The organism is Pseudomonas acericola (SeqCode), from assembly GCF_053456465.1.
Genome location: NZ_JBRFJB010000013.1, coordinates 58,268 through 81,891, shown reverse-complemented (window position 1 = coordinate 81,891; position 23,624 = coordinate 58,268). Strand labels below are relative to the sequence as shown.

Below are 23,624 nucleotides of genomic sequence, written 5' to 3'. Positions count from 1 at the left end.
CCGTAATATTCAATGAGCATCCTCAACATCATGTGGGCTGGTGGCACTGCATTCGCTTCCGTGCAGAAGGTTCATCAGCAAGTGCTTGGCAGTATCGATTGTGATGCACACATTCATACGTGGCTGCTTCAAGGTGGGGCGCAAGCCGGCGATGGGGCGGTGGAGTGGAACCTCTCGTCTGCCCAGCTCAAGGGGCGGCATGTTTGGAAACTGCTGGTGCCGCGCATGCAGGCGCGTTTTCGCCGGGCCTTGCCTGGGGATGTGAAGGTGGTGCTGCTCGATGGCGTCGGCGTGGCGCGGGTGCTGTTGCCCGTGCTCAAGACCCTGCCCGAGGTGCGTGCCGTGGTGCTGTTCCACGGCATGACGCGGCTGCGCGGGTCCGATCGCACGCTGTTTGAGCAGTTCCCTGAATCCCGGCTGACGGTGGCGGCGGTGTCACAGACCCTGGCCGACTCGCTCCAGCATGATTTGCAGCGGCCTGTGGCGGTCCTGCGCAGTGCCTTCGACCCTGACGCCTTTCGAGCGGCGATGCTGGCGCGTGAGCAGGCACGTGCGCGCCTGGGCTTGTCGCCGGGCAGTGCGCCGGTGCTGGGCGCCGTTGGCCGATTGGTGGGCAGCAAGGGCTTCGCTTGTTTGTTGGAAGCGTTTGCCGGCGTGACCACGCATCAACCCGAAGCGCGCTTGGTGATCGTTGGCGAAGGCGCTGCGCGGGCGGACCTTGAAGCGCAGGTCGAACGCCTTGGCTTGCACGGCAAAGTTTTCATGCCGGGGCACCTGGCAGAAGCGGCCACCCTGTATCGTGCGTTTGACTGGGTCGCGATACCCTCGTCGGCGGAGGGCTTGGGGCTGATCGTGCAAGAGGCGGTGATGGCCGGTGTGCCGGTATTGACCAGCGAGCTGGCGGTGTTCCGCGAGCAATTGGCCGACGCTGGTTGGTATGCGCCGTCTGACGATGTGGACGCCTGGGCGCGCCTGCTGGAGCAGGCCTTTGCCGCAGGCCCTGAAGCGGCGGCGCAGGCTCAGTTGCAGGCGCTTGCGCCGGAGCAGGCCTGGCAGGATTTCACCGCCACGGCCCGGCGCTTGCTTTCACCGCGCTAGCACGGCCTGTTCGAGCGCTTGCATTGGAAAGCGCTCGTTCAGCTTCTCCCGTGCAATATAGCGAGCGAAGTGCTGCAAGTTTCGCTTGGCCAGCGCCGGGCTCAACGGTGCACGCAGGAAGCGCAGGTCGGCCACGTCGATCAAGCCCATCTGGTTGTCCGGCGTCACGACGATATTGCCCAGGTGCAACGAGCGGAAGTAGATGCCGGCAGCGTGCAACCGACGAATCAGCGCCACCAGGGGTTCCAGGTTCTGCTCCCAGTCGAAGCCTTCCTGGTTGGCGATCTGGCGCAGGGTCTCGCCCGGCAGGGGCCGGTACAGCACGGCCGTCATGCCCGGTGCATCGAGTTGGAAACTGTCGAGCACGGTCAGGGTGGGGATGCCGCGTTTTTGCAGCCCGAGCGCGTTGTCGATGAAACGCTTGGAGTACGGGCGAAACAATGCGGAAGAAAAAAACCGTTTACGGCGAAACAGTTTAAGGATGTTCCCGTCTGCCAGCAGGTAGACTTTGGGGCCGTAGCTGTCCTTCTCGAGGATTTTGGCGCCGGCAATCATCGTGTTTAAAGTGGCTTGGGGAAGCCTTGAGCATTGCATCGTCGAAAAGCCTTGTGGGAGTCGCGGGCACAGTGATCGGCAATGATGCCGAAAGTTTTGGGTTTTAACCATGCCGGGTTGGCAGGTTGGCCGTATTAGGAGCAGGTGATGCAAGCAAGTCGTTGGGCGCGGGGATGGATGTGTTTCGGATTGCTGTGGTTTTTACTGGCGATCGCCTTCGCGCCGACCAATAAGATCTATCAACAAGGGCTGACACTGTTTTTATGGCTGCCGGCCATGGTGTTTGCCTGGTCTGCCCGTGAGCAGCTCAAGCAGGTCTGGCAGGCTCAGCGCTGGGTTATCGTCGCGCTTGGGCTGCTGGCGGTGTGGGGCTTGATCAGCCTGTTTTGGACCAATGCCGAAGACGGCTCCCGCGAAGCCAAGCGTCTGCTCTATATCGGTGTATTCCTGCTGTTTTTCCCGGTGCTTGCCCAAGGCCAGACCCAGCAGGTGATTCGCCTGATGCAGTGGGGTGGCTTTGGCCTGGCCTTGTCGTCGCTGCTGGCGATGATCAAGTTCTATGGCCTGGAGGGCAACGTCTGGTACGCCCGTCTTGAAGGCCTGGGGCAGCTGTCGCACCCGATCCTCGGCGCGTATGTCATTGGCCTCGCGGCTGTCTGGATGTTGCATTGGGTGCCGCGTGGCCGCTGGATGCAAGTGGCCTGCCTGGTCGCGGTCGGCCTGCTCGGCATCTTTGTGGTGGCGAGCCAGAGCCGTGGCGCTGCACTGGCCTTGTTGTTAAGCGTGGTGGCGATGCCGCTATGGTGTCGCGACCGGCGCAGCACCGTGATTGCTATTGCGGCGACGGTGGCTGCCATCGTCGTATTTGTGTCCATGCAGTCGCTGATGTTGTCCCGCGGTGCGTCCTTCCGCCCGCAGATTTTCATGGCAGCAATGCAGATGATCAGCGAGCGCCCGTGGACAGGCCTGGGCCTGGGCGGCGATTACTTCCTTGTGTGGGATAGCCACCGTTTTGACCACTCCCACAATCTGTTCACCCACGTGACCATCGAACTGGGCCTGCCTGGCCTGCTCCTGTGGTGCGCCGTGTGGTTCGGCGTGCTGTGGCAAGCCTGGAAGGCGCGCGATACCCATTACGGCAAAGGCATCATCGGTATGTGGGTGTTTTCCACGCTGGCGATGCAGTTCGATGCGGCAAGCCTCACCGGTACACCTCGTGCCGAATGGTTCATTACCTGGCTGCCGGTGGCGCTGGCCAGTGTTTTGGTCTGGGCTCGGGCCAAACCCGATGCTTGTGATAAAGTTGCCGTCCTACCTAATCAGTGAGCTCGACAATGAGTGACGCACCGCCCAAAGCGGAACAGGAATCCAGCCTGAAAATCTATTTCAGGCTGCTGGGCTATGTGAAACCCTACATCGGCATGTTCCTGGTGAGCATCGTCGGTTTCGTGATTTTCGCGTCCACCCAGCCGATGCTGGCCGGGATCCTCAAATACTTTGTTGACGGCTTGAGCAACCCGGACGTGGTGTTTTTCCCCAGCGTGCCGTACCTCAAGGACCTGAAACTGCTGATGGCCGTGCCGCTGCTGATCGTTCTGATCGCCGCGTGGCAGGGTCTCGGCTCGTTCCTGGGTAACTACTACCTGGCCAAGGTGTCCCTGGGCCTGGTCCACGACTTGCGGGTGCAGTTGTTCAACAAGCTGCTGGTATTGCCCAATCGCTATTTCGATACCCACAGTTCCGGGCACCTGATCTCGCGCATCACCTTTAACGTGACCATGGTCACCGGCGCCGCCACGGATGCGATCAAAGTCGTGATCCGCGAAGGCCTGACGGTGGTGTTCCTGTTCGGCTACCTCCTGTGGATGAACTGGAAGTTGACCCTGGTGATGCTGGCGATCCTGCCGATCATCGCCACGATGGTCGGCAGCACCAGCAAGAAATTCCGCAAGCAGAGCAAGAAAATCCAGGTGGCGATGGGTGATGTGACCCACGTGGCCTCGGAGACGATCCAGGGCTATCGCGTGGTGCGCAGCTTCGGTGGGGAAACCTACGAAGAGCAGCGCTTTGCCAAGGCGAGCATGAGCAACACCGAAAAGCAGATGCGCATGACCAAGACCGGTGCGGTCTACACGCCCATGCTGCAATTGGTGATCTACACCGCGATGGCGGCGCTGATGTTCCTGGTGCTGTTCCTGCGCGGCGACGCTACAGCCGGCGACCTGGTGGCCTACATCACCGCGGCGGGCCTGCTGCCCAAGCCGATCCGCCAGTTGTCGGAAGTCAGTTCGACCATCCAGAAGGGCGTCGCGGGTGCCGAAAGCATCTTTGAGCAATTGGATGTCGAGCCTGAAGTGGACACCGGCACCGTCGAGAAAGAGCGGGTCAGCGGCCGTCTGGACGTGCGCAACCTGAGCTTCACCTACCCCGGCACCGAGCGCGAAGTACTGAAGAACATCAGCTTCACCGCCGCGCCAGGCCAGATGGTCGCGCTGGTAGGGCGTTCGGGCAGTGGCAAGTCCACCCTGGCCGCGCTGATCCCGCGCTTCTATCACCACGAGACCGGCGAGATCCTCCTCGACGACGTGGAAATCGAAGACTACCGTCTGCGCAACCTGCGCCGCCACGTGGCCCAGGTGACCCAGCACGTGACGCTGTTCAACGACACCGTGGCCAACAACATCGCCTACGGCGACCTGGCCGGCGCGCCGCGTGAAGACGTCGAGAAAGCGGCGCGGGATGCCTACGCCATGGACTTCATCGCCGAGCTGCCCAAGGGGCTCGACACCGAAGTCGGTGAGAACGGCGTGCTGCTGTCCGGCGGCCAGCGCCAGCGTCTGGCGATTGCCCGCGCGTTGCTGAAAAACGCGCCGCTGCTGATCCTCGATGAAGCCACTTCGGCGCTGGATACCGAGTCCGAACGGCATATCCAGGCCGCGCTGGACAAGGTCATGAAGGGCCGCACCACCTTGGTGATCGCGCACCGTCTGTCCACCATCGAGAAAGCCGACCTGATTCTGGTCATGGATCACGGCGAAATTGTCGAGCGTGGTACACACCTTGAGCTGCTGGCGATGGGGGGCTACTACTCCCGCCTGCACGCCATGGGACTGGACGAGCCGGCAACGGCCAACATCACCTGACAAGACGGGGCGCGCAATGCGCCCCGTTTTTTGTATCAAGCCCCATACACGCTTGACCAAAGCCAAATAATTCGCCGCCTATCGTTTGTTATGTTGGCTGTCTCGATTCGAATGACGAACGAGAGGGTTAACCTTCTTGCGTGGGTAATGGAATGTTGCAACGTCTGTTCTGGAAACTGCTGCCCAAACAGCAGAGGGCTTTTTTGTTGGGGCGTTTGTCGGTGGTGGACCGGCAGGCGGTCAACAAGTCCATGTCGGCACTGACCGTCCTTCCGCCCGCTTTTGTAAACCATGCCTGTGTGTTCATTCATGTGCCCAAGTGCGCGGGCAGCAGTGTCTGCTCGGTCCTGCTGGACGGGCGCTGGCCGGGGCATTTGCCGTATCACTGGTATGAGCAGCAATTTCCCGGGCATTGCGCCGACAGCTTCAAGTTCGCCTTCGTACGCGACCCGTTGGAGCGCGCCTACTCGGCGTACACCTATTTGCGCGGCAACAGCATGGGCAGCCGGGATCGGGAGGCCCAGGCGTTGGTCTGTAGCTATCGCGACTTTGATCATTTCGTCGCGGGTTGGCTGCACCCGGACAACCTGCGCCGCCAACTGCACTTCGCGCCGCAGACCGACTTTCTAGTGGATCACCTGGGGCGTATGTCCATGGACTTTCTTGGGCGCCAGGAGCATCTGCAACGGGATTTTCGCAGCGTCTGCGAACGCCTTGGGCTGAACACCGCCTTGCCCCATCTCAACGTTTCCCTTGGGCGCCGCAACGAACCTGTCCGGGACTTTTGCTCCTTGCGTACGCGCCGTTTGGTCAGGCGTGCCTATCAACGCGACTACGAGGTCTTGGGTTATGAATAATTCGTCGCTTTCCAGCCGCGTTGCCGACGTGCGCCCCTTCGCCCTGTCGTTGACGGTGGCCGCCCGCGCCGCGCTCAAGCACCAGCAACCGTGTTGCCTGTGGTTGACGGGGTTGTCGGGGTCGGGCAAGTCGACCCTGGCCAATGCGCTGGAAGTACAGCTCAACGAGCAGGGCCGGCACACCTTCGTGCTCGATGGCGACAACGTGCGCGCCGGGTTGTGCAGCGACTTGGGCATGGGCGCGGTGGCGCGTAAGGAAAACATCCGGCGCATCGGCGAAGTGGCGCGGCTGATGGTGGACGCGGGGCTGATCGTGATCGTCTCGGCGATCTCGCCGTTCAGCGCCGACCGCGAGACCGCGCGGGCACTGTTCGGGCCGGGGCAGTTTTTTGAGGTGTATGTCAGTACGCCGCTGACGATCTGTGTGCGCCGCGATCCCAAGGGCCTGTATCGGGCGGCGCTGGATGGGCGCATCAAGGACTTCACCGGGCTGGACAGCCCCTATGAAGCCCCCCGGCAGGCCGACTGCGAAATCAATACCGACGAGGTCGAATTGGCCGACGCCGTGGAGCACATCCTGGCGGTTCTGTTTAAAAAGTGAGCAGTTGCGCGGCCGGATGTCTTACAGATAAAGCTCTCGGACAAGGCGGCGCTCACCCTGTGCTAATATCGCGCCCCTGTTCATTTTGTATGTGGGTTGCTCCATGAAGTTGTCCATGCCGCGATTCGATCAAGCCCCTGTCTTGGTGGTCGGCGATGTCATGCTCGACCGTTACTGGCATGGTGGTACCTCACGGATTTCCCCTGAGGCGCCGGTACCGGTAGTCAAGGTCGAGCAAATCGAAGACCGCCCAGGCGGCGCTGCCAACGTTGCCCTCAATATTGCCGCCCTCGGCGCCCCTGCCTCCCTGGTCGGCGTGACCGGCGACGACGAAGCCGCCGACAGCCTGGCCAATAGCCTGCGCGGTGCCGGCGTGCGTGCGCTGTTCCAGCGCATTGCCCATCAGCCGACCATCGTCAAGCTGCGGGTCATGAGCCGTCACCAGCAATTGCTGCGGATCGATTTTGAAGAACCCTTCGCCACCGACGCCCTGGCCCTCAGCGGTCAGGTCGATGAGTTGCTCGAAGGCATCAAGGTGCTGGTGTTGTCCGACTACGGCAAAGGCGCCTTGAAGAACCACCAGGCGCTGATCCAGGCTGCCAAGGCCAAAGGCATTCCGGTGCTGGCCGACCCCAAGGGCAAGGACTTCTCGATTTATCGCGGCGCCAGCCTGATCACGCCGAACCTCAGCGAGTTCGAAGCCATCGTCGGCGGTTGCGCCGACGAGCACGAACTGGTCAGCAAGGGCGCGGCATTGATGGCCGACCTCGACCTCGGCGCCTTGCTGGTAACCCGTGGCGAGCACGGCATGACCCTGTTGCGCCCGGATCATCCGGCGATGCACCTGCCGGCCCGTGCCCGTGAAGTGTTCGACGTCACCGGCGCCGGTGACACGGTGATTTCCACCCTGGCCGCCTCGATTGCGGCCGGCGAAGAATTGCCCCACGCCGTGGCCCTAGCCAACCTGGCGGCGGGCATTGTGGTGGGCAAGTTGGGTACCGCTGCCATCAGCGCGCCGGAACTGCGCCGCGCGATCCAGCGCTCCGAAGGCTCCGAGCGCGGCGTGCTGGGAATCGAGCAATTGCTGCTGGCGATTGACGATGCCCGTGCCCACAACGAAAGCATTGTATTCACCAACGGCTGCTTCGACATCCTGCATGCCGGCCACGTGACGTACCTGGAGCAGGCGCGTGCCCAAGGCGATCGCCTGATTGTTGCGGTCAACGACGACGCCTCGGTCAGCCGCCTGAAAGGCCCAGGCCGGCCGATCAACAGCGTTGACCGGCGCATGGCCGTACTGGCTGGCTTGGGTGCAGTGGACTGGGTAATCAGCTTCCCTGAAGGCACCCCGGAAAACCTGCTGGCCCAGGTCAAGCCCGATGTGCTGGTCAAGGGCGGCGACTATTCCGTCGACCAAGTGGTCGGTGCCGACATCGTCAGCGCCTACGGCGGCACGGTCAAAGTGCTGGGGCTGGTTGAAAACAGCTCGACTACGGCCATTGTCGAGAAGATCCGCAACAATGAGTAAGTGTGTGTTGATTACCGGCGGTGCGGGCTTTATCGGCTCGCACCTGGTCGATGCCTTGCTGGCCAAGGGTTACGGCGTGCGCGTGTTGGACAACCTGTCCACCGGCAAGCGCAGCAACCTGGCGTTGGACAACCCGCGTGTCGAGTTGCTGGAAGGCGATGTGGCCGACGCCGAACTGGTGGCGCGTGCCGCCGTCGGCACGGCGGCGGTGGTTCATCTGGCGGCGGTGGCGTCGGTGCAGGCGTCGGTGGATGATCCGGTCAGCACGCACCAGAGCAATTTTGTCGGCACCTTGAATGTGTGCGAAGCCATGCGCAAGGCGGGTGTGAAGCGCGTGGTCTTCGCCTCCAGCGCGGCGGTGTACGGCAACAACGGCGAGGGCGCTTCGATTGACGAAGAGACCACCAAGGCGCCGTTGACGCCGTATGCGTCCGACAAGTTGGCCGGCGAACACTACTTTGATTTCTACCGCCGCCAGCATGGCCTGGAGCCGGTAATTTTCCGCTTCTTCAATATCTTCGGCCCACGCCAGGACCCGTCCTCGCCGTATTCCGGGGTTATCAGCATCTTCAGCGAGCGCGTGCAGCACGGCGTGCCGATTGCCGTGTTTGGTGATGGCGAGCAGACCCGTGACTTCATGTACGTGGAAGACCTGGTAGACGTGCTGGTGCAAGCCATTGAAGCGCCGGACGCGCCGTTGGGCGCGATCAATGTGGGCTGGAATCGCACGACTACGCTCAAGCAGGTGTTGCAGGCGTTGGAAGAGATTGTCGGCACTTTGCCGGCGGTGACTTACGGCCCGGCGCGTTCGGGGGATATTCGGCACTCGCGGGCGAATAATCAGCGGTTGTTGGCGAGCTTCAAGTTGCCCGAGCCAACCCCGCTGAAAGTCGGCTTGGAACGCTTGCTCAAAGGCTAAACCGCTTCTGTGGCGAGGGAGCTTGCTCCCGCGGGGCTGCGAAGCAGCCCCAAAGATTTTGGGAGCGCTGCGCGCTCCAGCGGGAGCAAGCTCCCTCGCCACATGAGTTCGCTCAAGTGCTGCGTTGTTTCTTGGGCACAATCTTGCGCAGCACCCGCTGTGCCAAACGCTTCAACTTCGACTCTTTCTCCGGCTCCGCCAAGCCCTGCTGGCGCAGCCAATCCTTCCAGCGAATCCGCTCTTCACGCACCAGCCAGCCTTCCTGCTGGGCGAAGCTCTCCGCCAGGTACAACCCGCGCGTACTGGCCGGGTACAGCTGATCCTTTTTGACGGTGTACAGCTCGGCCAGCGGCTGGCCGTCTTTCAGCGGCATCAGGTACAGGTCCGGGCGCTGGCGGTCGAGACGTGCCACCAACTGGTCGCCTTCCAGGCGTTCGTCCACATGGAACAGGCTCAGGGACTTGGCTTCCTTCGGCACTTCCAGGCGCAAGTCATAGATCAGTTGCAGCGATGCGGTGGGCAGGTGCACGTAGGCCCGTGGGCGTTCGATCAATTGGGTGGTGGCGCAGCGCACCGGGCGCGCGGCGCCGGACAGCGGGCTGAGGCGAAACGGCAGCGCTTCGCGATAATGCAGCGCAGCGGAGTAGGGCGCCGGCAGCCAGGTGTCGTTGAAACGCCCGCCAAGCCAGCCTTCAGGCGTCTCCAGCAGGCATTCTTCGGCAATTTCCTGGATCGCGGTGTGCAGCGGCAGGTTCAGTTCGTGGGCCGGTACGTAGCCGGAGATCAGCTTGAGCACCACGTCGCCACGGTCCTGGCGGCGCTGGCGCACCAGCACCCAGTAATCCTTGTTCTGCCAATGCAGGGTCAGGCGCACCGACACGCCGAGATTCGCCAGTTCCAGCACAAAACGCTCGGGGTCGGCCACCTCCACCGGCTTGCGCCGTTGCAGGGTCTGGGCGAAGTTGAGCGGCATGCCGACGCTCTGGTAGTTCAGGCCTTCGGGGGTGGCTTCGACGTGCAGCGGCAGTGTCTTGAAGTTGCTGGGGTTTTTTCTAATGAGCGTGCGCGGCATGTCGGCTCCTTCTTGCGACGGGGTCGGCCGCGTCGGCGGCATCAGAGTTGACGGATGACCCGGGCAGCGGTCGCCACGTTATGGGCCAGGTGCAGCGGATTGATGGTCCCGACAATAGCACTGGCAACGCCGGTTTGCGCAAACAACAACATGAAACTGGCGTGTATTGGATCCACTCCAGGTTCGAGGCAAACGTGGCCACTGGCCAGGGCCTTCTTCACGAGGATGCCCTTGCCATGGGCCGCCGCATACTCAATGACGGCTTTCTCGGCCTGTTCGTTCAAATTGTAGGTGACCATCGCGCAATCACCCTGTTCCAGAGCCTTCACGCCGCCTTCGACGGTCTTGCCGGAAAAGCCGAAACCGCGAACCTTGCCCTCTTGTTTCAGCTCGGCCAGGGTCTGGTAGACCTCGCAATCGTTGAGGATGTGCAGGTCGTTGCCGTCGGAATGCACCAGCACCAGGTCGATAAAATCCGTTTCCAGTCGTTTCAAGCTGCGTTCAATCGACAAGCGCGTGTGGGCCGCACTGAAGTCGTGGCGGGACACGCCATTGTCGAACTCTTCGCCGACCTTGCTGACAATCACCCAGTCCTGGCGCTGGCCACGCAACAGCGGGCCCAGGCGCTCCTCGCTCATGCCATAGGCCGGCGCGGTGTCGATCAGGTTGATGCCCAGCTCGCGGGCCTGGCGCAGCAGCATGCGCGCGGCATCGTCATCGGGGATCTGGAAGCCATTGGGGTACTTCACCCCTTGGTCACGGCCCAGCTTGACGGTGCCCAGGCCCAGCGGCGAGACCAGTAGGCCGGTGCTGCCCAAAGGGCGATGCAAATCGTGCAGGGTCGGCAGGCTCATGGCAGCAGTTGCTCCCAGGCCGGCACGCCAAGGGCGGGTTTTGGCAGCTCCGGCAAGGGTTCGCTTGCGCTTGGGCGGATGCCGTCGCGTTCGAGGGCGTTGATTACCCTATCGGCGAAGTCCGGCGCCAAGGCCAGCTTGGTCGGCCAGCCCACCAGCAGGCGACCGTCCTCAAAGACAAAGGCGTTGTCGGGGCGGCTCAGGCCGGTTTGCAGGGGCTCGGCGCGGTCGACGCGCAGCGTGGCCCATTGGGTCTGGCTCATGTCGATCCACGGCAGCAACTGCGCCAGCTCTTGCTGGGCAGTGGCGATCTGCTCTTGCGGTGTGCGCGCCACACCATCGGCTTCGGCAATATCGCCGCCCATGTACCACACCCAGTTGCCATCGGCGGCCGGGTGCGTGGTGACGGTGATGCGCGGCTTGGTGCCGCCGCCCAGGCAGTGGGCGTACAGCGGTTTCAGGCCGGGGCCTTTAGCGATGATCATGTGCAGCGGGCGTTTTTGCATCGCCGGCTTGCTCAGGCCCAGGTCGGTCAGCAAATCCGCCGTGCCGCCGCCGGCGCTCAACACGATGCGTTGCGCACGGATCGCACGGCCATCGACCGTCAAACCCACCAGCTTGTTGCCTTCCAGCAGCGGTGTGATGTGCTGCCCGGCGAGCAGGCCGTCGCCGGCCAATTGCGCGAGGCGTTCGATCAGGCTTGGCACGTCCACCACCAGTTCGGCCAGGCGATAGACCTTGCCCTTGAAGCGGCGGTCTTGCAGGGCCGGCGGCAGGTCGTCGCCCTTGACCTGATCGACGCGCCCGCGCACGGCCTTGCTGGCGAAGAAGCTGGTGAGGTTGCCGGCGAGAGTGCCGGGGGACCACAGGTAATGGGCTTCGGACAACAGGCGCACGCCCGTCAGGTCCAGCTCGCCATTGCCGGCCAAGGCTTCGCGCCAGCGGCGCGGCATGTCGGCGATGGCTTCGGAGGCACCGGTGAGGGCGCCGTGCAGGGCGTATTTCGCACCGCCGTGAATGATCCCCTGGGACTTCACGCTTTGCCCGCCACCCAAGGTGGCGCTTTCCACCAACACCGTGGAAAACCCCTGGCGGCGCAGGCGCGCATTCAGCCAGAGGCCGGCAACCCCGGCGCCGACAATCAGAACGTCGGTGGAAATAGGCATGCGCGCGGGACCTCGGCGTTGGAAAAGGGCGCGTAGTATAACGTGCAGCTACAAGTCTGTAGCGGCAAGCGGCAAGTTTGGAGCGGTTCATGCCGCTCTTTCTTACGGCTTGTAGCTTGAAACTTGCCGCCGTCTACCGCCTCAATGCCCTGCCGTTTTCGAAAAAAGCTGTATCACCACAACCCCCAACACAATCAAGCCCATGCCGAGCATCGCCGGCAGGTCGAGTTTCTGCCCATAGATAAACAGCGCGGCGATGCTCACCATCACAATGCCCATCCCGGCCCACACCGCGTAGGCCACGCCCACCGGCACGGTGCGCACCACCAGGGTCAGCATCCAGAAGGCGACGCCGTAGCCGACGATCACCAGCGCCAGGGGAATCGGGGTGCTCCAGCCCTTGATGGCTTTCATGGAAACGGTGGCGATCACTTCCGAGCAGATGGCGATGGCCAAGTAGTAGTAGGCAGGGTTCATGGGGTAATCCTCGGTGTGAAGCGCTTTTGATAAGGTCGGCATTTTAGGGCTTTATCAGATGGGGTAAAGTCATTACCTATCCGAATTAGAGATGGGTTTAGTCATGAGCGTGCAATGGAACCTGGAACAGATGCGCCTGTTTGTCAGCGTCGCCGAGCAACGTTCGTTTTCGGCGGTGGCGCGCGGGCAGCGCAAGGCGCAGTCGGCGGTGAGCAATGGTATTGCGCTGCTGGAAGCCGATTTGGGCGTGAGCCTGTTCGAGCGTAGCAGCGGCCGCCAGCCACGCCTGACCGAAGCCGGCACGGTGTTGCTGGAAGAAGCGCGGGAAGTGCTGCGCCAGTGCGAGCGCCTCAACGGCCGGGCGCTGTCGCTGATGCGCGGCGAGGAAGCCTGCCTGCGGCTGGCCCAGGATGAGGCGATGCTGTATCAGCCGGTGCTCGACAGCCTGGATGCCCTGGCTGGGCAGTTTCCCAATCTGGAAGTGCAGATTTCCAGCGCCGCCCAAGGCGATGTCGCACGCAAGCTGGTGGAGCGCAAGGCAGACCTGGGCATGTTGTTCTACCACGATCAAATCCCCGAAGCGTTGGAGCGGCGGGTGGTGGGCAGTGTGGAGATGGTCACCGTGTGCGGGCGCAATCATCCGCTGGCCCGGCAAAAAACCGTGGATTGCCAGGGCCTGGCGCAGTACCGCCAGTTGCTGATGTCGACCCAGACCAGCGTCTACCCCGGCAGCGAGGCCGCCAGCCCGCAGGTGTGGCGGGCCGACAGCTTCTACGTGCTGGCCGAATGGTTGACCCGTGGCCTCGGCTGGGCGTGGTTGCCGCGGCATGTGGTGCAGTACCCGACCTACCAGAACCAGATGGTCGAACTCGACAGCGAATGGACCCCGCCAGCGCTGGTGGTAGAACTGGTGTGGCGGCGCGACGAGCCCCTCGGCCCGGCCGCGCGGTTTTTGGCGGAACGTTTTGCCGAGTGCCTACGCGCGATTGACTGAAAAAGCCGATAAACTCCGCCGCCATGAATAGAACTCTCTATAGCTGTCTGTTTTACCTGGCGCTGCCGTTGGTGGCTTTACGTCTGTGGCTGCGCGCGCGCAAGGCGCCGGCGTATGCCAAGCGGGTGAGCGAGCGCTTCTCGTATGGCTTGCCGGTGTTACAGCCGGGCGGGATCTGGGTGCACGCGGTGTCGGTGGGCGAGAGCATCGCCGCAGCGCCCATGGTGCGCGGGTTGCTGGAGCGTTATCCGACGCTGCCGATCACCGTCACCTGCATGACGCCCACCGGCTCCGAGCGGATCCTGGCGTTGTTCGCCAATGAGCCGCGCGTCCAGCACTGCTATTTGCCCTACGACTTGCCGTGCGCGGCCAGGCGCTTTCTTGATCGCGTGCAGCCGAAACTGGCGGTGATCATGGAGACCGAGCTGTGGCCCAACCATATCCACGCCTGCGCCCAGCGCGGGATTCCCGTGGCATTGGCCAATGGACGGTTGTCGGCACGTTCGGCCAAGGGCTACGGGCGTTTCGCCAAGCTGACGGCGCCGATGCTGGCTGAAATGAGCCTGCTCGCGGTGCAGACCGAGACTGAAGCCGAGCGTTTCCGCAGCCTGGGCGCGCGCGTTGAAACCGTCGACGTTACGGGCTCGATCAAGTTCGACCTGACCATCGACCCCGAACTGCCACAGCGCGCCGCCGCGTTGCGTGAGCAATGGGGTGCGACGGAGCGTCCGGTGTGGATCGCTGCCAGTACCCATGAAGGTGAAGATGAAGTGGTGCTGGCCGCCCATCGCCAGTTGCTCGACAGCTATCCCAATGCACTGCTGATCCTGGTACCGCGCCATCAGGAGCGTTTCGGGCCGATGTTCGAGCTGTGCGGGCAGCAAGGTTTCGCTGCGGTGCGTCGCTCCACGGGCGAGCCGGTTACCGCGCAAACGTCGGTGTTGCTCGGCGACACCATGGGCGAATTGCTGTTTCTGTATGCCTTGGCCGACAGCGCCTTTGTCGGCGGCAGCCTGGTGGCGACCGGTGGGCACAATCCGCTGGAGCCGGCGGCGTTGGCAAAACCGGTGATCATGGGGCCGCACGTGTTCAACTTCCTCGAAATCACCGCGATGATGCGAGAGGCCGGGGCGTTGCGGCAGGTGGATGATGCGCAAGGATTGGCCGAGGCTGTGCGCCAGTTGTTCGAGCTGCCGCAGGATGCGCGCAGGATGGGGCAGGCGGGGCTGAAGGTGATGCAGGCTAACCAAGGTGCTTTGAAGCGCTTGCTGGATGGTTTGAGCAGACTCCTGAACCTCTGACCCAACACTGAACTAAATGTGGGAGCTGGCTTGCCTGCGATGCAGGCGCCTCGGTACATCAGACATACCAAGGTGATGCTATCGCAGGCAAGCCAGCTCCCACACAAGCCCGGTATCACATGGGTTATGCGGTGTGCTTAGTAACTCGGTCGGGCTTTTAGTTGCTCGGCAGCGGCTTTGGCCAGATCCGGCGGCAGGAAATCCCGATCCGGGTTGTAGTCCGCCTTCAGATACCGCGCCAACTCTTGCAAATCCCCCGGGTTCAACGTCCCCGCCGCCTGCTTCAAGCGCAGGTTGTCGAGGATGTAGTCATACCGGCTGTTGTTGTAATTGCGCACCGACGAGTACAGCTGGCGCTGTGAATCCAGCACATCGACGATGTTGCGCGTACCCACCTGATAGCCGATTTCCGTGGCTTCCACCGCGCTCTGGTTGGAGATGATCGACTGGCGGCGCGCCTGTACCTGTTCCACATCGGTGTTCACCGCGCGGTGCAGGTTGCGCGTGTTTTCCACCACCTGGCGGCGCAGGCCTTCGCGTTGCTGCTCGGTCTGGTCCAGGCGTGAGTAGGATTCGCGCACTTGCGAGCTGGTCAGGCCGCCGCTGTACAGCGGGATGTTCAAGCGCAGGCCGACGGTGCGTTGTTCGACATCGCCACGGTACGGCGTGCCAAAGGCATTCGGGTTGCTGAAACCGAGGGCGTCATTGTCGCCGCGTTCGTACTGCGCCACGGCGTCGAGGGTCGGCGCGTGGCCGGCCTTGCGCTGCTTGAGGGTTTCTTCGGCGGCAGTCACGGCGAAGTTGCTGGCCAGCAGGTTGAGGTTCTGACGGCCGGCGGTGTCGACCCAGGACTTGGCGTCGTTCGGCAGCGGCGGCAGCACCGGCAGGCTGTGGACGATGCCCTGGATCGAGTTGTATTGGCGATTGGTCAGGGTGATCAGCGCTTCAAACGCGTCTTCCACCTGGCGCTGGGCGAGGATGCGGTTGGCGCGGGCGGTGTCGTAGCTGGCCTGGGATTGCAGGACGTCGGTCTTGTCCGACAGGCCGACGTCGAAGCGTTCGTTGGATTGGTCCAGCTGGCGCTTGAAGGCATTTTCTTCGGCCTTGGTAGAGGCCAGGTTGTCCTGGGCGCGCAGCACGGCGAAGTAGTTTTCGGCGCTTTGCAGGATCAAATTCTGTTCGGTGGCCGACAGTTGCAGGGCGGCCTGCTCGTTGACGGCTTCGGCGGCTTGCAGTTGGAACCAGCGGTCGGCGCGGAACAGCGGCTGGCTCAAGGTCGCGCGCCACGAATGCGCATCACGATTGGCAGTGCCGGCCGGCTGCGCGAGCTGGGTGCGCACGTTGTTGCTGTCGGCACCGGCCGACAGGTTCGGCAGCAAACCGGCGCGGGCCTGGGGCACCACTTCTTTTTGTGCGCCGTATTGGGCGCGGGCGGCGGCCAGGTCGGCGTTGTTGTTCACCGCTTCCTGGTAGACGCTGACCAAGTCGGTGTTGGCGGACAAGGGCGCTTCTGCTGCCCAAACCATTCCATTGGTCGCACAAGACACGGCAAGAGCCAGTGAGAGTTTGCGCAGCATGAGGCGTTCCCTAGATTGAATATTACGGCGATAATTTAGCGCCCAAGGCTAAGGCTGGCCAATCCTGGCGTCAAGCCTTGAGGCAGTCCCCGAGTGTAGTGGCGCGATCACTGCACAACAATCCTGCAATTACGCCATTCATCACGCTGAATGCACCGCCATTGGCAATTTGCCCACGCCATGGTCTAGACTAGCCGCGTTCTTGTCGGGGTGCCTTGTTGGAAGGCTGAGATCGGTAAATACCGGATCCCGTTGAACCTGATCAGGTTAGCGCCTGCGTAGGGAACAAGATTTCTCGTCACCCGGCGAGTCCTCTTGTGCTTCGTCCGGGATGCTGTTCGACCATCGAACAGCCCTCGTGCGCCAAGCACAGCACTGGTTTCAGTGCGTCCATCCGTCACAGGTTCGCTCCGACAAAAATCCACCGCCTGGATAAGTTGGAGAGCCCGTGATGAGTACAAAACCAAAAAATACCGTGCACCTGAGTGAATCGGCCAAGGTCGACTCTGGCTCCGTGCAGCCCTTTACCCGCTCGCAAAAAGTCTACGTGCAGGGCACTCGCCCGGACATCCGCGTGCCGATGCGCGAAATCAGCCTGGACGTGACCCCCACCGATTTCGGCGGTGAAATCAACGCGCCCGTGGTGGTTTATGACACCTCCGGCCCCTACACCGACCCCAACGTGATCATCGACGTGCGCAAAGGCCTGGCCGATGTGCGCTCGCCGTGGATCGAAGTGCGTAACGACACCGAGCGCCTCTCGGGCCTCAGCTCGCACTTTGGCCAACAGCGCCTCAGCGATGCCGAGCTGACCGCGCTGCGTTTTGCCCACGTGAAGAACCCGCGCCGTGCCAAGGCCGGCGCCAACGTCACGCAGATGCACTACGCGCGCAAAGGCATCATCACCGCCGAGATGGAATACGTCGCCATCCGGGAAAACATGAAGCTGGAAGAAGCCCGTGCCGCTGGCCTGTTGACCCCGCAACACGCCGGCCACAGCTTCGGTGCCAGCGTGCCGAAGATCATCACCCCGGAATTCGTGCGTGAAGAAATCGCCCGTGGCCGCGCCATCATCCCGGCCAACATCAACCACACCGAACTGGAACCGATGATCATCGGCCGTAACTTCCTGGTGAAGATCAACGGCAACATTGGCAACAGCGCCCTGGGTTCGTCCATCGAAGAAGAAGTGGCGAAACTGACCTGGGGCATTCGCTGGGGTTCGGATACCGTGATGGACCTGTCCACCGGCAAGCACATCCACGAAACCCGCGAGTGGATCATCCGCAACTCGCCGGTGCCGATCGGCACCGTGCCGATCTACCAGGCCCTGGAAAAAGTCGGTGGGGCCGCGGAAGACCTGACCTGGGAGCTGTTCCGCGACACCCTGGTGGAGCAGGCCGAGCAGGGCGTCGATTACTTCACCATCCACGCCGGTGTGTTGCTGCGCTACGTGCCGCTGACCGCCAAGCGCGTCACCGGGATCGTGTCCCGTGGTGGTTCGATCATGGCCAAGTGGTGCCTGGCGCACCACAAAGAGAACTTCACCTACACGCATTTCGACGAAATCTGCGAAATCATGAAGGCCTATGACGTCAGCTTCTCCCTCGGCGACGGCCTGCGTCCGGGCTCGATTGCCGACGCCAACGACGCCGCGCAATTCGGCGAGCTGGAAACCCTTGGCGAGCTGACCAAAACCGCCTGGAAGCACGACGTGCAAACCATGATCGAAGGCCCGGGCCACGTGCCGATGCAGTTGATCAAGGAGAACATGGACAAGCAGCTGGAGTGCTGCGACGAAGCGCCGTTCTACACCCTCGGCCCGCTGACCACCGACATTGCGCCAGGCTACGACCACATCACCTCCGGTATCGGCGCGGCGATGATCGGCTGGTTCGGTTGCGCGATGCTCTGCTACGTGACGCCGAAGGAGCATTTGGGCCTGCCGAACAAGGATGACGTGAAGACCGGGATCATCACTTACAAGATCGCGGCCCATGCGGCGGACTTGGCCAAAGGGCATCCGGGCGCGCAGATCCGCGACAACGCCTTGAGCAAGGCGCGCTTCGAGTTCCGTTGGGAAGACCAGTTCAACCTTGGTCTGGACCCGGACACCGCGCGCTCGTACCACGATGAAACGCTGCCGAAGGATTCGGCCAAGGTCGCGCATTTCTGCTCGATGTGCGGGCCGAAGTTCTGCTCGATGAAGATCACCCAGGAAGTGCGTGAGTACGCGGCCAACCAGCGCATTGACGCGGTGGATGTGGATGTGGCGAAAGGCTTGGCGGAGCAGGCGGAGCGGTTCAAGCAGGAAGGTAGCCAGCTGTACAAGAAGGTCTGATCCAAGGGCGGCGGTGACTGTGCCGCCGCCATCGCGGGCAAGCCCGCTCCCACATTTTGAATTGTGAATACATTCAAGTGTGGGAGCGGGCTTGCCCGCGATAGCAATCTCCCAAACAAAAAATGCCCCTCAGAGATAACACCCTTGAGCATTCAATCGAGTACCTACTCCCCTGATATAGCAGTGCCGAGCGACAAACGAGTCTTCGGCGCCCGCGACCTGTTCTCCCTGTGGTTCTCCCTTGGCATCGGCCTGATGGTCCTGCAAACCGGCGCCTTGCTCGCGCCGGGCCTGGGCTTGCCGGGTTCGTTGCTGGCAATCTTCCTCGGCACCCTGGTCGGCGTGTTGCTGCTGGCCGCCGTCGGTGTGATCGGCAGTGACACCGGTCTGTCCGCCATGGCCGCGCTGAAACTCAGCCTCGGCGCCAAAGGCGCAAGCCTGCCGGCGCTGCTCAACCTGCTGCAGCTGATCGGCTGGGGCTCGTTCGAAATCATCGTGATGCGCGACGCCGCCAGCCTGTTGGGCGCGCGGGCGTTCAGCGACGGCAGCCTGTTGGCCAGCCCGTTGCTGTGGACGCTGTTTTTCGGCGGTTTGGCGACCTTGCTGGCCGTGAGTGGCCCGCTGACCTTCGTGCGCCAGATCCTGCGCAAATGGGGCATCTGGCTGCTGCTCGCCGCCTGCCTGTGGCTGACCTGGAACCTGTTCGCCAAGGCCGACCTCGCCGCGCTCTGGGCCCAGGCCGGTGACGGTTCGCTGCCGTTTGCGGTGGGTTTCGACATTGCCATCGCCATGCCGCTGTCGTGGCTGCCGCTGATCGCCGATTACTCACGCTTCGGCAAGCGCGCCAAGAGCGTGTTCGGCGGCACTGCGTTGGGGTTCTTTATCGGTAACTTCTGGCTGATGAGCCTGGGCGTGGCCTACACCCTGGCGTTTGCGCCCAGCGGTGAAGTGAATGCGCTGTTGCTGGCGCTGGCCGGTGCCGGCCTGGGGATTCCGCTGTTGTTGATCCTGTTGGATGAATCGGAAAACGCCTTTGCCGATATTCACTCGGCGGCGGTGTCCAGCGGCATTCTGTTGCGTTTGAAGGTCGAGCACCTGGCCCTGGCGATTGGCGTGATCTGTACGCTGATCGCCTGCTTTGCGCCGTTGGCCCAGTACCAGAACTTCCTGCTGCTGATCGGTTCGGTGTTTGCACCGCTGTTTGGCGTGGTGTTGGTGGATCACTTCATCCTGCGCCGCCGTGGCCAGGGTGTGGTCGCCGCGCTGCGTTGGCCGGCGCTGGTGGCCTGGCTGGGCGGCATCGCTACTTACCATTTGCTGGCCAATCTGTACCCGGATGTCGGTGCGACCCTGCCGGCGCTGGTGCTGGCAGGGCTGTTGCAACTCATCCTTGGCCGCGTCTTCAGCGGCGCGCGGGCACCAGTTCAGGCTTGAGGATGCCTTCCAGGCGCGAGTAGGGAATCTGCAACTCGACGTGGCCCAAGGCGTACGGCGCGATGGTGGTGGTCGGGTACTTGAGGATCACGCCACCGTAGGTCAGCGCCACGTTCGGGGTTTTCTGGAAGGGGTAGGTCTTCACGAACTCCGGCTCCAGGCTCAGGCGGGTGCTGATCAGCCAGCTGTTGTGGGCAACCTGGGCCGCTTTCCAGAACGCGTCTTCCTTGCCGGGCAGCAGCATGTCGGTCAACGACAGGGCTTTTTGCTGCTGGCGCGAATAGTTGATGAACGCGCGGCCCGGCTCGCCGTGGGTGGCGCCCTGGTCCAGGTAGCTGGACAGCTCGATGATCACCAAGCCGTCATGCTGCTCGCGTACCTTGGCTTGCAAGTACATGCTGTTGCGTGGCGCGGCGCTGCGCAGGAATTGTTCGCTGTACGTCGCCAAGCTGGTGGGCAGCGGGTCGGCCTGGGTCATTTCCAGCAGGCGTTGTTCGATCAAGGCATCCAGCTTGGGCTCCTTGGCGAAGTGCACGGTGTCGATATTCACCAGCGGGCAGTCGGCGCTGGCGCAACCCGGCTTGCTTTGCTCGGTGGAGTCGCGGGTGGCTTCCAGTGGCGTGCGCCAGCTCGGTTGAAACAGGCTTTGGCAGGCACCCAGGGTCAGTGCAATGCAGGCCACGGAGGCGATTTTTAAAAGCGACATGGGTGTCCTTCGTCTAACGATAAGAGCGAAACAGTGCAGCTTCGACTACCGGCGCGGCAGTCAGTTCGCCACTAAGCTGATTAGAGTGAGTTTGACGTTCGCCGTCTATCCCGGCAACCGGAAAGGGGCTGCACCAACCGCTGCGGGCGCGTTAGGATGGCGCGAATTGCACAGGCTTAACGAGGAAGGGTATGACGGACATTGCGAAATCGACGCCGAGCACGATCGAAGTTGTTCAGCGCGAGACTGCTTTCAAGGGCTTCTATCAGCTTGATCGCCTGCAACTGCGCCACGAGAAATTCGACGGCGGCATGAGCCGGGTGATCAACCGCGAAGTCTTCGTTCGTCATGATGCCGTGTGTGTATTGCCCTACGATCCACAACGTGACGAAGTGGTCTTGAACGAGCAGTTCCGCATCGGCGCCATGGGCCGTACCGACAACCCATGGCTGATCGAAATGGTCGCCGGCCTGATCGACAAGGACGAGCAACCGGAGGAAGTTGCACACCGTGAAGCCGAGGAGGAAGCTGGGCTGACCTTCTCCGCGTTGTGGCCGATCACCAAATATTTCCCATCGCCCGGCGGCAGTACCGAATTTGTCCACTTGTACCTGGGCCGTTGCGACAGCACAGGCGTAGGTGGCGTCCATGGATTGGAAGAAGAGGCGGAAGACATCCGCGTCACCACCTGGGCCTTCGAAGATGCCCTGCAAGCGGTGCGCGACGGCAAGATTTCCAACGCAGCCAGCATTATCGCCCTGCAATGGCTTGCGCTTAATCGCGCGGAAGTGAGGGGGTTATGGCAGTAAAGGCACGGGAACGTTACCGGGTTGACCTGATCGGGCTGCAAGCAGCCTGCGAGGCCAACTATGCGCGGCTGATGCGCCTGCTCCCCGACATGCGCCAAGCCCCGGCGGCGCGGCGCATCGGCGTGAGCCATGGCGACCAGATGCTCGGCGTACTGACCCTGGAAGTCATCGTCAACTGCCCGTACACCACCACCCTGCGCGTGCGCCAGGAACACAGCCTGCCGTGGCTGCCGGTGCCGCAACTGGAAGTGCAGGTGTACCACGACGCCCGCATGGCCGAAGTGATCAGCGCCGAACATGCGCGGCGCTTTCGCAGCATCTATCCTTATCCGAATGTGTTCATGCACCAGCCCGATGAGAAAGCACAGCTCAATGTGTTCCTCGGTGAATGGTTGAGCCACTGCCTGGCCTTGGGCCATGAGTTCGAAGCGGTGCGGTAGATGTGAACTGCGTCTGCTTCCTTGGGTTTCCTCTTTGTGTCCTGCCCCAGCATAATCGCGCTATTCGTCCATTCCTGTGATTGCCTTGGGAGAGCGCCTTGCCGAGCGTATCCACCGTGAACCCCGATGCACCGGCGTTGCTGGTGCAACTGTCCGACAGCCACCTGTTTGCCGAGGCCGACGGCACGCTGCTGGGCATGAACACCCGTGACAGCCTGCAACGGGTGATCGAGCTGGTGCGCGTGCAGCAGCCGCGAATCGACTTGATGCTGGCCACGGGGGACTTGTCCCAGGACGGCACGTTGGCGTCCTACCAGCAATTTCGCGACCTGACCCGGCAGATCGACGCGCCGGCGCGCTGGATTCCCGGTAATCACGACGAACCCCAGGTCATGGCCCTCGCCGCCATGCGCAGTGATCTGCTGGAACCGGTGGTCGATATCGGCAACTGGCGCATCACCCTGCTGGATTCCGCCGTGCCCGGCTCGGTGCCGGGTTACCTGCAAGACCAGCAACTGCAATTGCTCGCCCAGGCCCTGAGCGAAGCGCCAAGCCGCCATCACCTGGTGTGTTTCCACCATCATCCGGTGTCCATCGGCTGTGCCTGGATGGAGCCCATCGGCCTGCGCAATCCTGACGCGCTGTTTGCCGTGCTGGATCGCTTCCCGCAGGTCAAGGCGGTGCTCTGGGGGCATGTGCACCAGGAAATCGACCACGAGCGCAACGGCGTGCGGTTGTTGGCCTCGCCGTCCACCTGCATCCAGTTCGCGCCGGGCAGCGAGGATTTCAAGGTCAGCGAGCAGGCGCCGGGGTATCGCTGGTTGCGGTTGCATGCCGACGGGCGGTTGGAGACGGGTGTAGAGCGGGTCCAGGACTTCGAATTCACGGTGGATTACGGCAGCAACGGCTATTAAAAGCTGCAAACACTGATCAAAAATGGGGGAGCTGGCTTGCCTGCGATAGCATCACCTCGGTATGCCTGATGTACCGAGTCGCCTGCATCGCAGGCAAGCCAGCTCCCACATTGGTTCGCCTATCTCCTGTAGATACCACCCCGATCCCTGTAAACTGCGCCTCTTTGGCCCACGTCATGGAGAGCCCGGCATGTCCGCTTCGATCCTGTATATCCACGGTTTCAACAGTGCGCCGGCGTCCAACAAGGCCAGCCAGTTGATCACCGTGATGGGCGCCCTTGGCCTGGCCGAGCAACTGCGCGTGCCGGCCCTGCATCACCACCCGCGTCAGGCAATTCCCCAGTTGGAAGCGGCTATCGCTGAACTGGGGCGCCCGCTGCTGGTCGGCAGCTCACTCGGCGGCTACTATGCAACCCATCTTGCCGAGCGCCATGGCCTCAAGGCGCTGCTGGTCAATCCGGCGGTCAGTCCTCATCGGATGTTCGACGGTTACCTGGGCACCCAGAAGAACCTCTACACCGATGAAACCTGGGAATTGACCCACGACCACGTCACGGCCCTGGCCGAGCTGGAAGTGGCGGCGCCCCAGGACGCCGGGCGTTACCAGGTGTGGTTGCAGACCGGCGATGAAACCCTGGATTATCGCCTCGCCCAGCAGTACTACCGGGCCTGTGCCTTGCGCATCCAGGCCGGTGGCGACCATGGTTACCAAGGCTTCGCCGGGCAATTGCCGGCACTGCTCAGCTTTGCCGGCATTGGCGCAGATCAGTATCAATCCTTCGATTTTTCGTCACTGTGAAAATCGCAGGTCACTTTTTAATCGAACGACTCACGACGA

At 62.4% G+C, this 23,624-nt stretch carries 22 protein-coding genes and 1 riboswitch; of the genes, 15 read left to right on the top strand and 7 right to left on the bottom strand.

Annotated features, from left to right (window positions below; genetic code table 11):
- Positions 1-12: 12 nt before the first annotated feature.
- Entirely contained in the window at positions 13-1,098 is a 1,086-nt protein-coding gene (locus tag ACU688_RS27620; RefSeq protein ID WP_448187162.1) for a glycosyltransferase, read from the top strand.
- Here the strand turns inward: ACU688_RS27620 and ACU688_RS27615 are convergent.
- Complete coding sequence (locus ACU688_RS27615) at positions 1,087-1,653, bottom strand: BUD32 family EKC/KEOPS complex subunit (protein ID WP_448187161.1); 567 nt, start codon at positions 1,651-1,653, stop codon at positions 1,087-1,089. The genes ACU688_RS27620 and ACU688_RS27615 overlap by 12 nt on opposite strands.
- A 147-nt stretch (positions 1,654-1,800) precedes the next feature.
- Between ACU688_RS27615 and ACU688_RS27610 the strand changes: the two genes are divergently transcribed.
- The 6 genes from ACU688_RS27610 (at position 1,801) to ACU688_RS27585 (ending at position 8,701) form a co-directional block, all read left to right on the top strand.
- A complete protein-coding gene (locus ACU688_RS27610) occupies positions 1,801-2,979 on the top strand; it encodes an O-antigen ligase family protein (protein ID WP_448187160.1) in 1,179 nt (392 codons plus the stop codon).
- 8 nt (positions 2,980-2,987) lie between these two features.
- Entirely contained in the window at positions 2,988-4,796 is a 1,809-nt protein-coding gene (msbA, locus tag ACU688_RS27605; RefSeq protein WP_448187159.1) for a lipid A export permease/ATP-binding protein MsbA, read from the top strand.
- Positions 4,797-4,948: 152 nt separating this feature from the next.
- A complete protein-coding gene (locus ACU688_RS27600) occupies positions 4,949-5,653 on the top strand; it encodes a sulfotransferase family 2 domain-containing protein (RefSeq protein ID WP_448187158.1) in 705 nt (234 codons plus the stop codon).
- Positions 5,646-6,254 (top strand): adenylyl-sulfate kinase, encoded by a 609-nt coding sequence (gene cysC, locus ACU688_RS27595; protein WP_448187157.1) that lies wholly within the window; start codon positions 5,646-5,648, stop codon positions 6,252-6,254. The genes ACU688_RS27600 and cysC overlap by 8 nt, the downstream gene beginning before the upstream one ends.
- Positions 6,255-6,357: 103 nt before the next feature.
- Complete coding sequence (hldE, locus tag ACU688_RS27590) at positions 6,358-7,782, top strand: bifunctional D-glycero-beta-D-manno-heptose-7-phosphate kinase/D-glycero-beta-D-manno-heptose 1-phosphate adenylyltransferase HldE (RefSeq protein ID WP_448187156.1); 1,425 nt, start codon at positions 6,358-6,360, stop codon at positions 7,780-7,782.
- Positions 7,775-8,701, top strand: a complete 927-nt coding sequence (locus ACU688_RS27585; protein WP_448187155.1) for an NAD-dependent epimerase/dehydratase family protein — start codon at positions 7,775-7,777, stop codon at positions 8,699-8,701. The genes hldE and ACU688_RS27585 overlap by 8 nt, the downstream gene beginning before the upstream one ends.
- Before the next feature lie 112 nt (positions 8,702-8,813).
- Here the strand turns inward: ACU688_RS27585 and ACU688_RS27580 are convergent, their stop codons facing one another.
- The 4 genes from ACU688_RS27580 to ACU688_RS27565 all read right to left on the bottom strand — a co-directional run bounded on the left by ACU688_RS27580 (position 8,814) and on the right by ACU688_RS27565 (position 12,270).
- Positions 8,814-9,773 (bottom strand): metal ABC transporter ATPase, encoded by a 960-nt coding sequence (locus ACU688_RS27580; protein WP_448187154.1) that lies wholly within the window; start codon positions 9,771-9,773, stop codon positions 8,814-8,816.
- Between the two features lie 41 nt (positions 9,774-9,814).
- Positions 9,815-10,627, bottom strand: a complete 813-nt coding sequence (locus ACU688_RS27575; protein WP_448187153.1) for an aldo/keto reductase — start codon at positions 10,625-10,627, stop codon at positions 9,815-9,817.
- Entirely contained in the window at positions 10,624-11,793 is a 1,170-nt protein-coding gene (locus ACU688_RS27570; protein ID WP_448187152.1) for an NAD(P)/FAD-dependent oxidoreductase, read from the bottom strand. The genes ACU688_RS27575 and ACU688_RS27570 overlap by 4 nt, the downstream gene beginning before the upstream one ends.
- 141 nt (positions 11,794-11,934) lie before the next feature.
- Entirely contained in the window at positions 11,935-12,270 is a 336-nt protein-coding gene (locus tag ACU688_RS27565; RefSeq protein ID WP_017734929.1) for a DMT family transporter, read from the bottom strand.
- 103 nt (positions 12,271-12,373) lie between these two features.
- Between ACU688_RS27565 and ACU688_RS27560 the strand changes: the two genes are divergently transcribed.
- Together ACU688_RS27560 and waaA are read left to right on the top strand one after the other, a co-directional pair.
- Positions 12,374-13,264, top strand: a complete 891-nt coding sequence (locus ACU688_RS27560; protein ID WP_192298270.1) for a LysR family transcriptional regulator — start codon at positions 12,374-12,376, stop codon at positions 13,262-13,264.
- Positions 13,265-13,287: 23 nt separating this feature from the next.
- Positions 13,288-14,565 carry a lipid IV(A) 3-deoxy-D-manno-octulosonic acid transferase gene (waaA, locus tag ACU688_RS27555; RefSeq protein WP_448187151.1) on the top strand — a complete coding sequence of 426 codons (1,278 nt, stop codon included), beginning with the start codon at positions 13,288-13,290 and terminating at the stop codon, positions 14,563-14,565.
- 137 nt (positions 14,566-14,702) lie between these two features.
- Here waaA and ACU688_RS27550 read toward each other — a convergent pair whose 3' ends face one another.
- Positions 14,703-16,142 (bottom strand): TolC family outer membrane protein, encoded by a 1,440-nt coding sequence (locus tag ACU688_RS27550; protein ID WP_026136551.1) that lies wholly within the window; start codon positions 16,140-16,142, stop codon positions 14,703-14,705.
- 196 nt (positions 16,143-16,338) lie between these two features.
- A riboswitch (TPP riboswitch) is annotated at positions 16,339-16,444 on the top strand.
- A 149-nt stretch (positions 16,445-16,593) separates the two neighbouring features.
- Here ACU688_RS27550 and thiC point away from each other — a divergent pair.
- Positions 16,594-18,483 carry a phosphomethylpyrimidine synthase ThiC gene (gene thiC, locus ACU688_RS27545; RefSeq protein WP_448187150.1) on the top strand — a complete coding sequence of 630 codons (1,890 nt, stop codon included), beginning with the start codon at positions 16,594-16,596 and terminating at the stop codon, positions 18,481-18,483.
- Positions 18,484-18,627: 144 nt separating this feature from the next.
- A complete protein-coding gene (gene cytX / locus ACU688_RS27540) occupies positions 18,628-19,917 on the top strand; it encodes a putative hydroxymethylpyrimidine transporter CytX (RefSeq protein WP_448187149.1) in 1,290 nt (429 codons plus the stop codon).
- On the opposite strand, the gene ACU688_RS27535 is transcribed toward cytX, so the two are convergent.
- A complete protein-coding gene (locus ACU688_RS27535; RefSeq protein WP_448187148.1) occupies positions 19,886-20,623 on the bottom strand; it encodes an RsiV family protein in 738 nt (245 codons plus the stop codon). The two genes, cytX and ACU688_RS27535, sit on opposite strands and share 32 nt — an antisense overlap.
- A 191-nt stretch (positions 20,624-20,814) precedes the next feature.
- On the opposite strand from ACU688_RS27535, the gene ACU688_RS27530 reads away from it, so the two are divergent.
- The 4 genes from ACU688_RS27530 (at position 20,815) to ACU688_RS27515 (ending at position 23,585) form a co-directional block, all read left to right on the top strand.
- Positions 20,815-21,432: an NUDIX domain-containing protein gene (locus ACU688_RS27530; RefSeq protein ID WP_448187147.1), complete on the top strand. Its 618-nt coding sequence runs from the start codon at positions 20,815-20,817 to the stop codon at positions 21,430-21,432.
- Positions 21,423-21,872 carry a DUF1249 domain-containing protein gene (locus ACU688_RS27525; RefSeq protein WP_448187146.1) on the top strand — a complete coding sequence of 150 codons (450 nt, stop codon included), beginning with the start codon at positions 21,423-21,425 and terminating at the stop codon, positions 21,870-21,872. The genes ACU688_RS27530 and ACU688_RS27525 overlap by 10 nt, the downstream gene beginning before the upstream one ends.
- A 98-nt stretch (positions 21,873-21,970) precedes the next feature.
- Positions 21,971-22,786 (top strand): 3',5'-cyclic-AMP phosphodiesterase, encoded by an 816-nt coding sequence (cpdA, locus tag ACU688_RS27520; RefSeq protein ID WP_448187145.1) that lies wholly within the window; start codon positions 21,971-21,973, stop codon positions 22,784-22,786.
- A 190-nt stretch (positions 22,787-22,976) separates the two neighbouring features.
- Positions 22,977-23,585, top strand: a complete 609-nt coding sequence (locus ACU688_RS27515; protein WP_207041141.1) for a YqiA/YcfP family alpha/beta fold hydrolase — start codon at positions 22,977-22,979, stop codon at positions 23,583-23,585.
- Positions 23,586-23,624 lie beyond the last annotated feature (39 nt).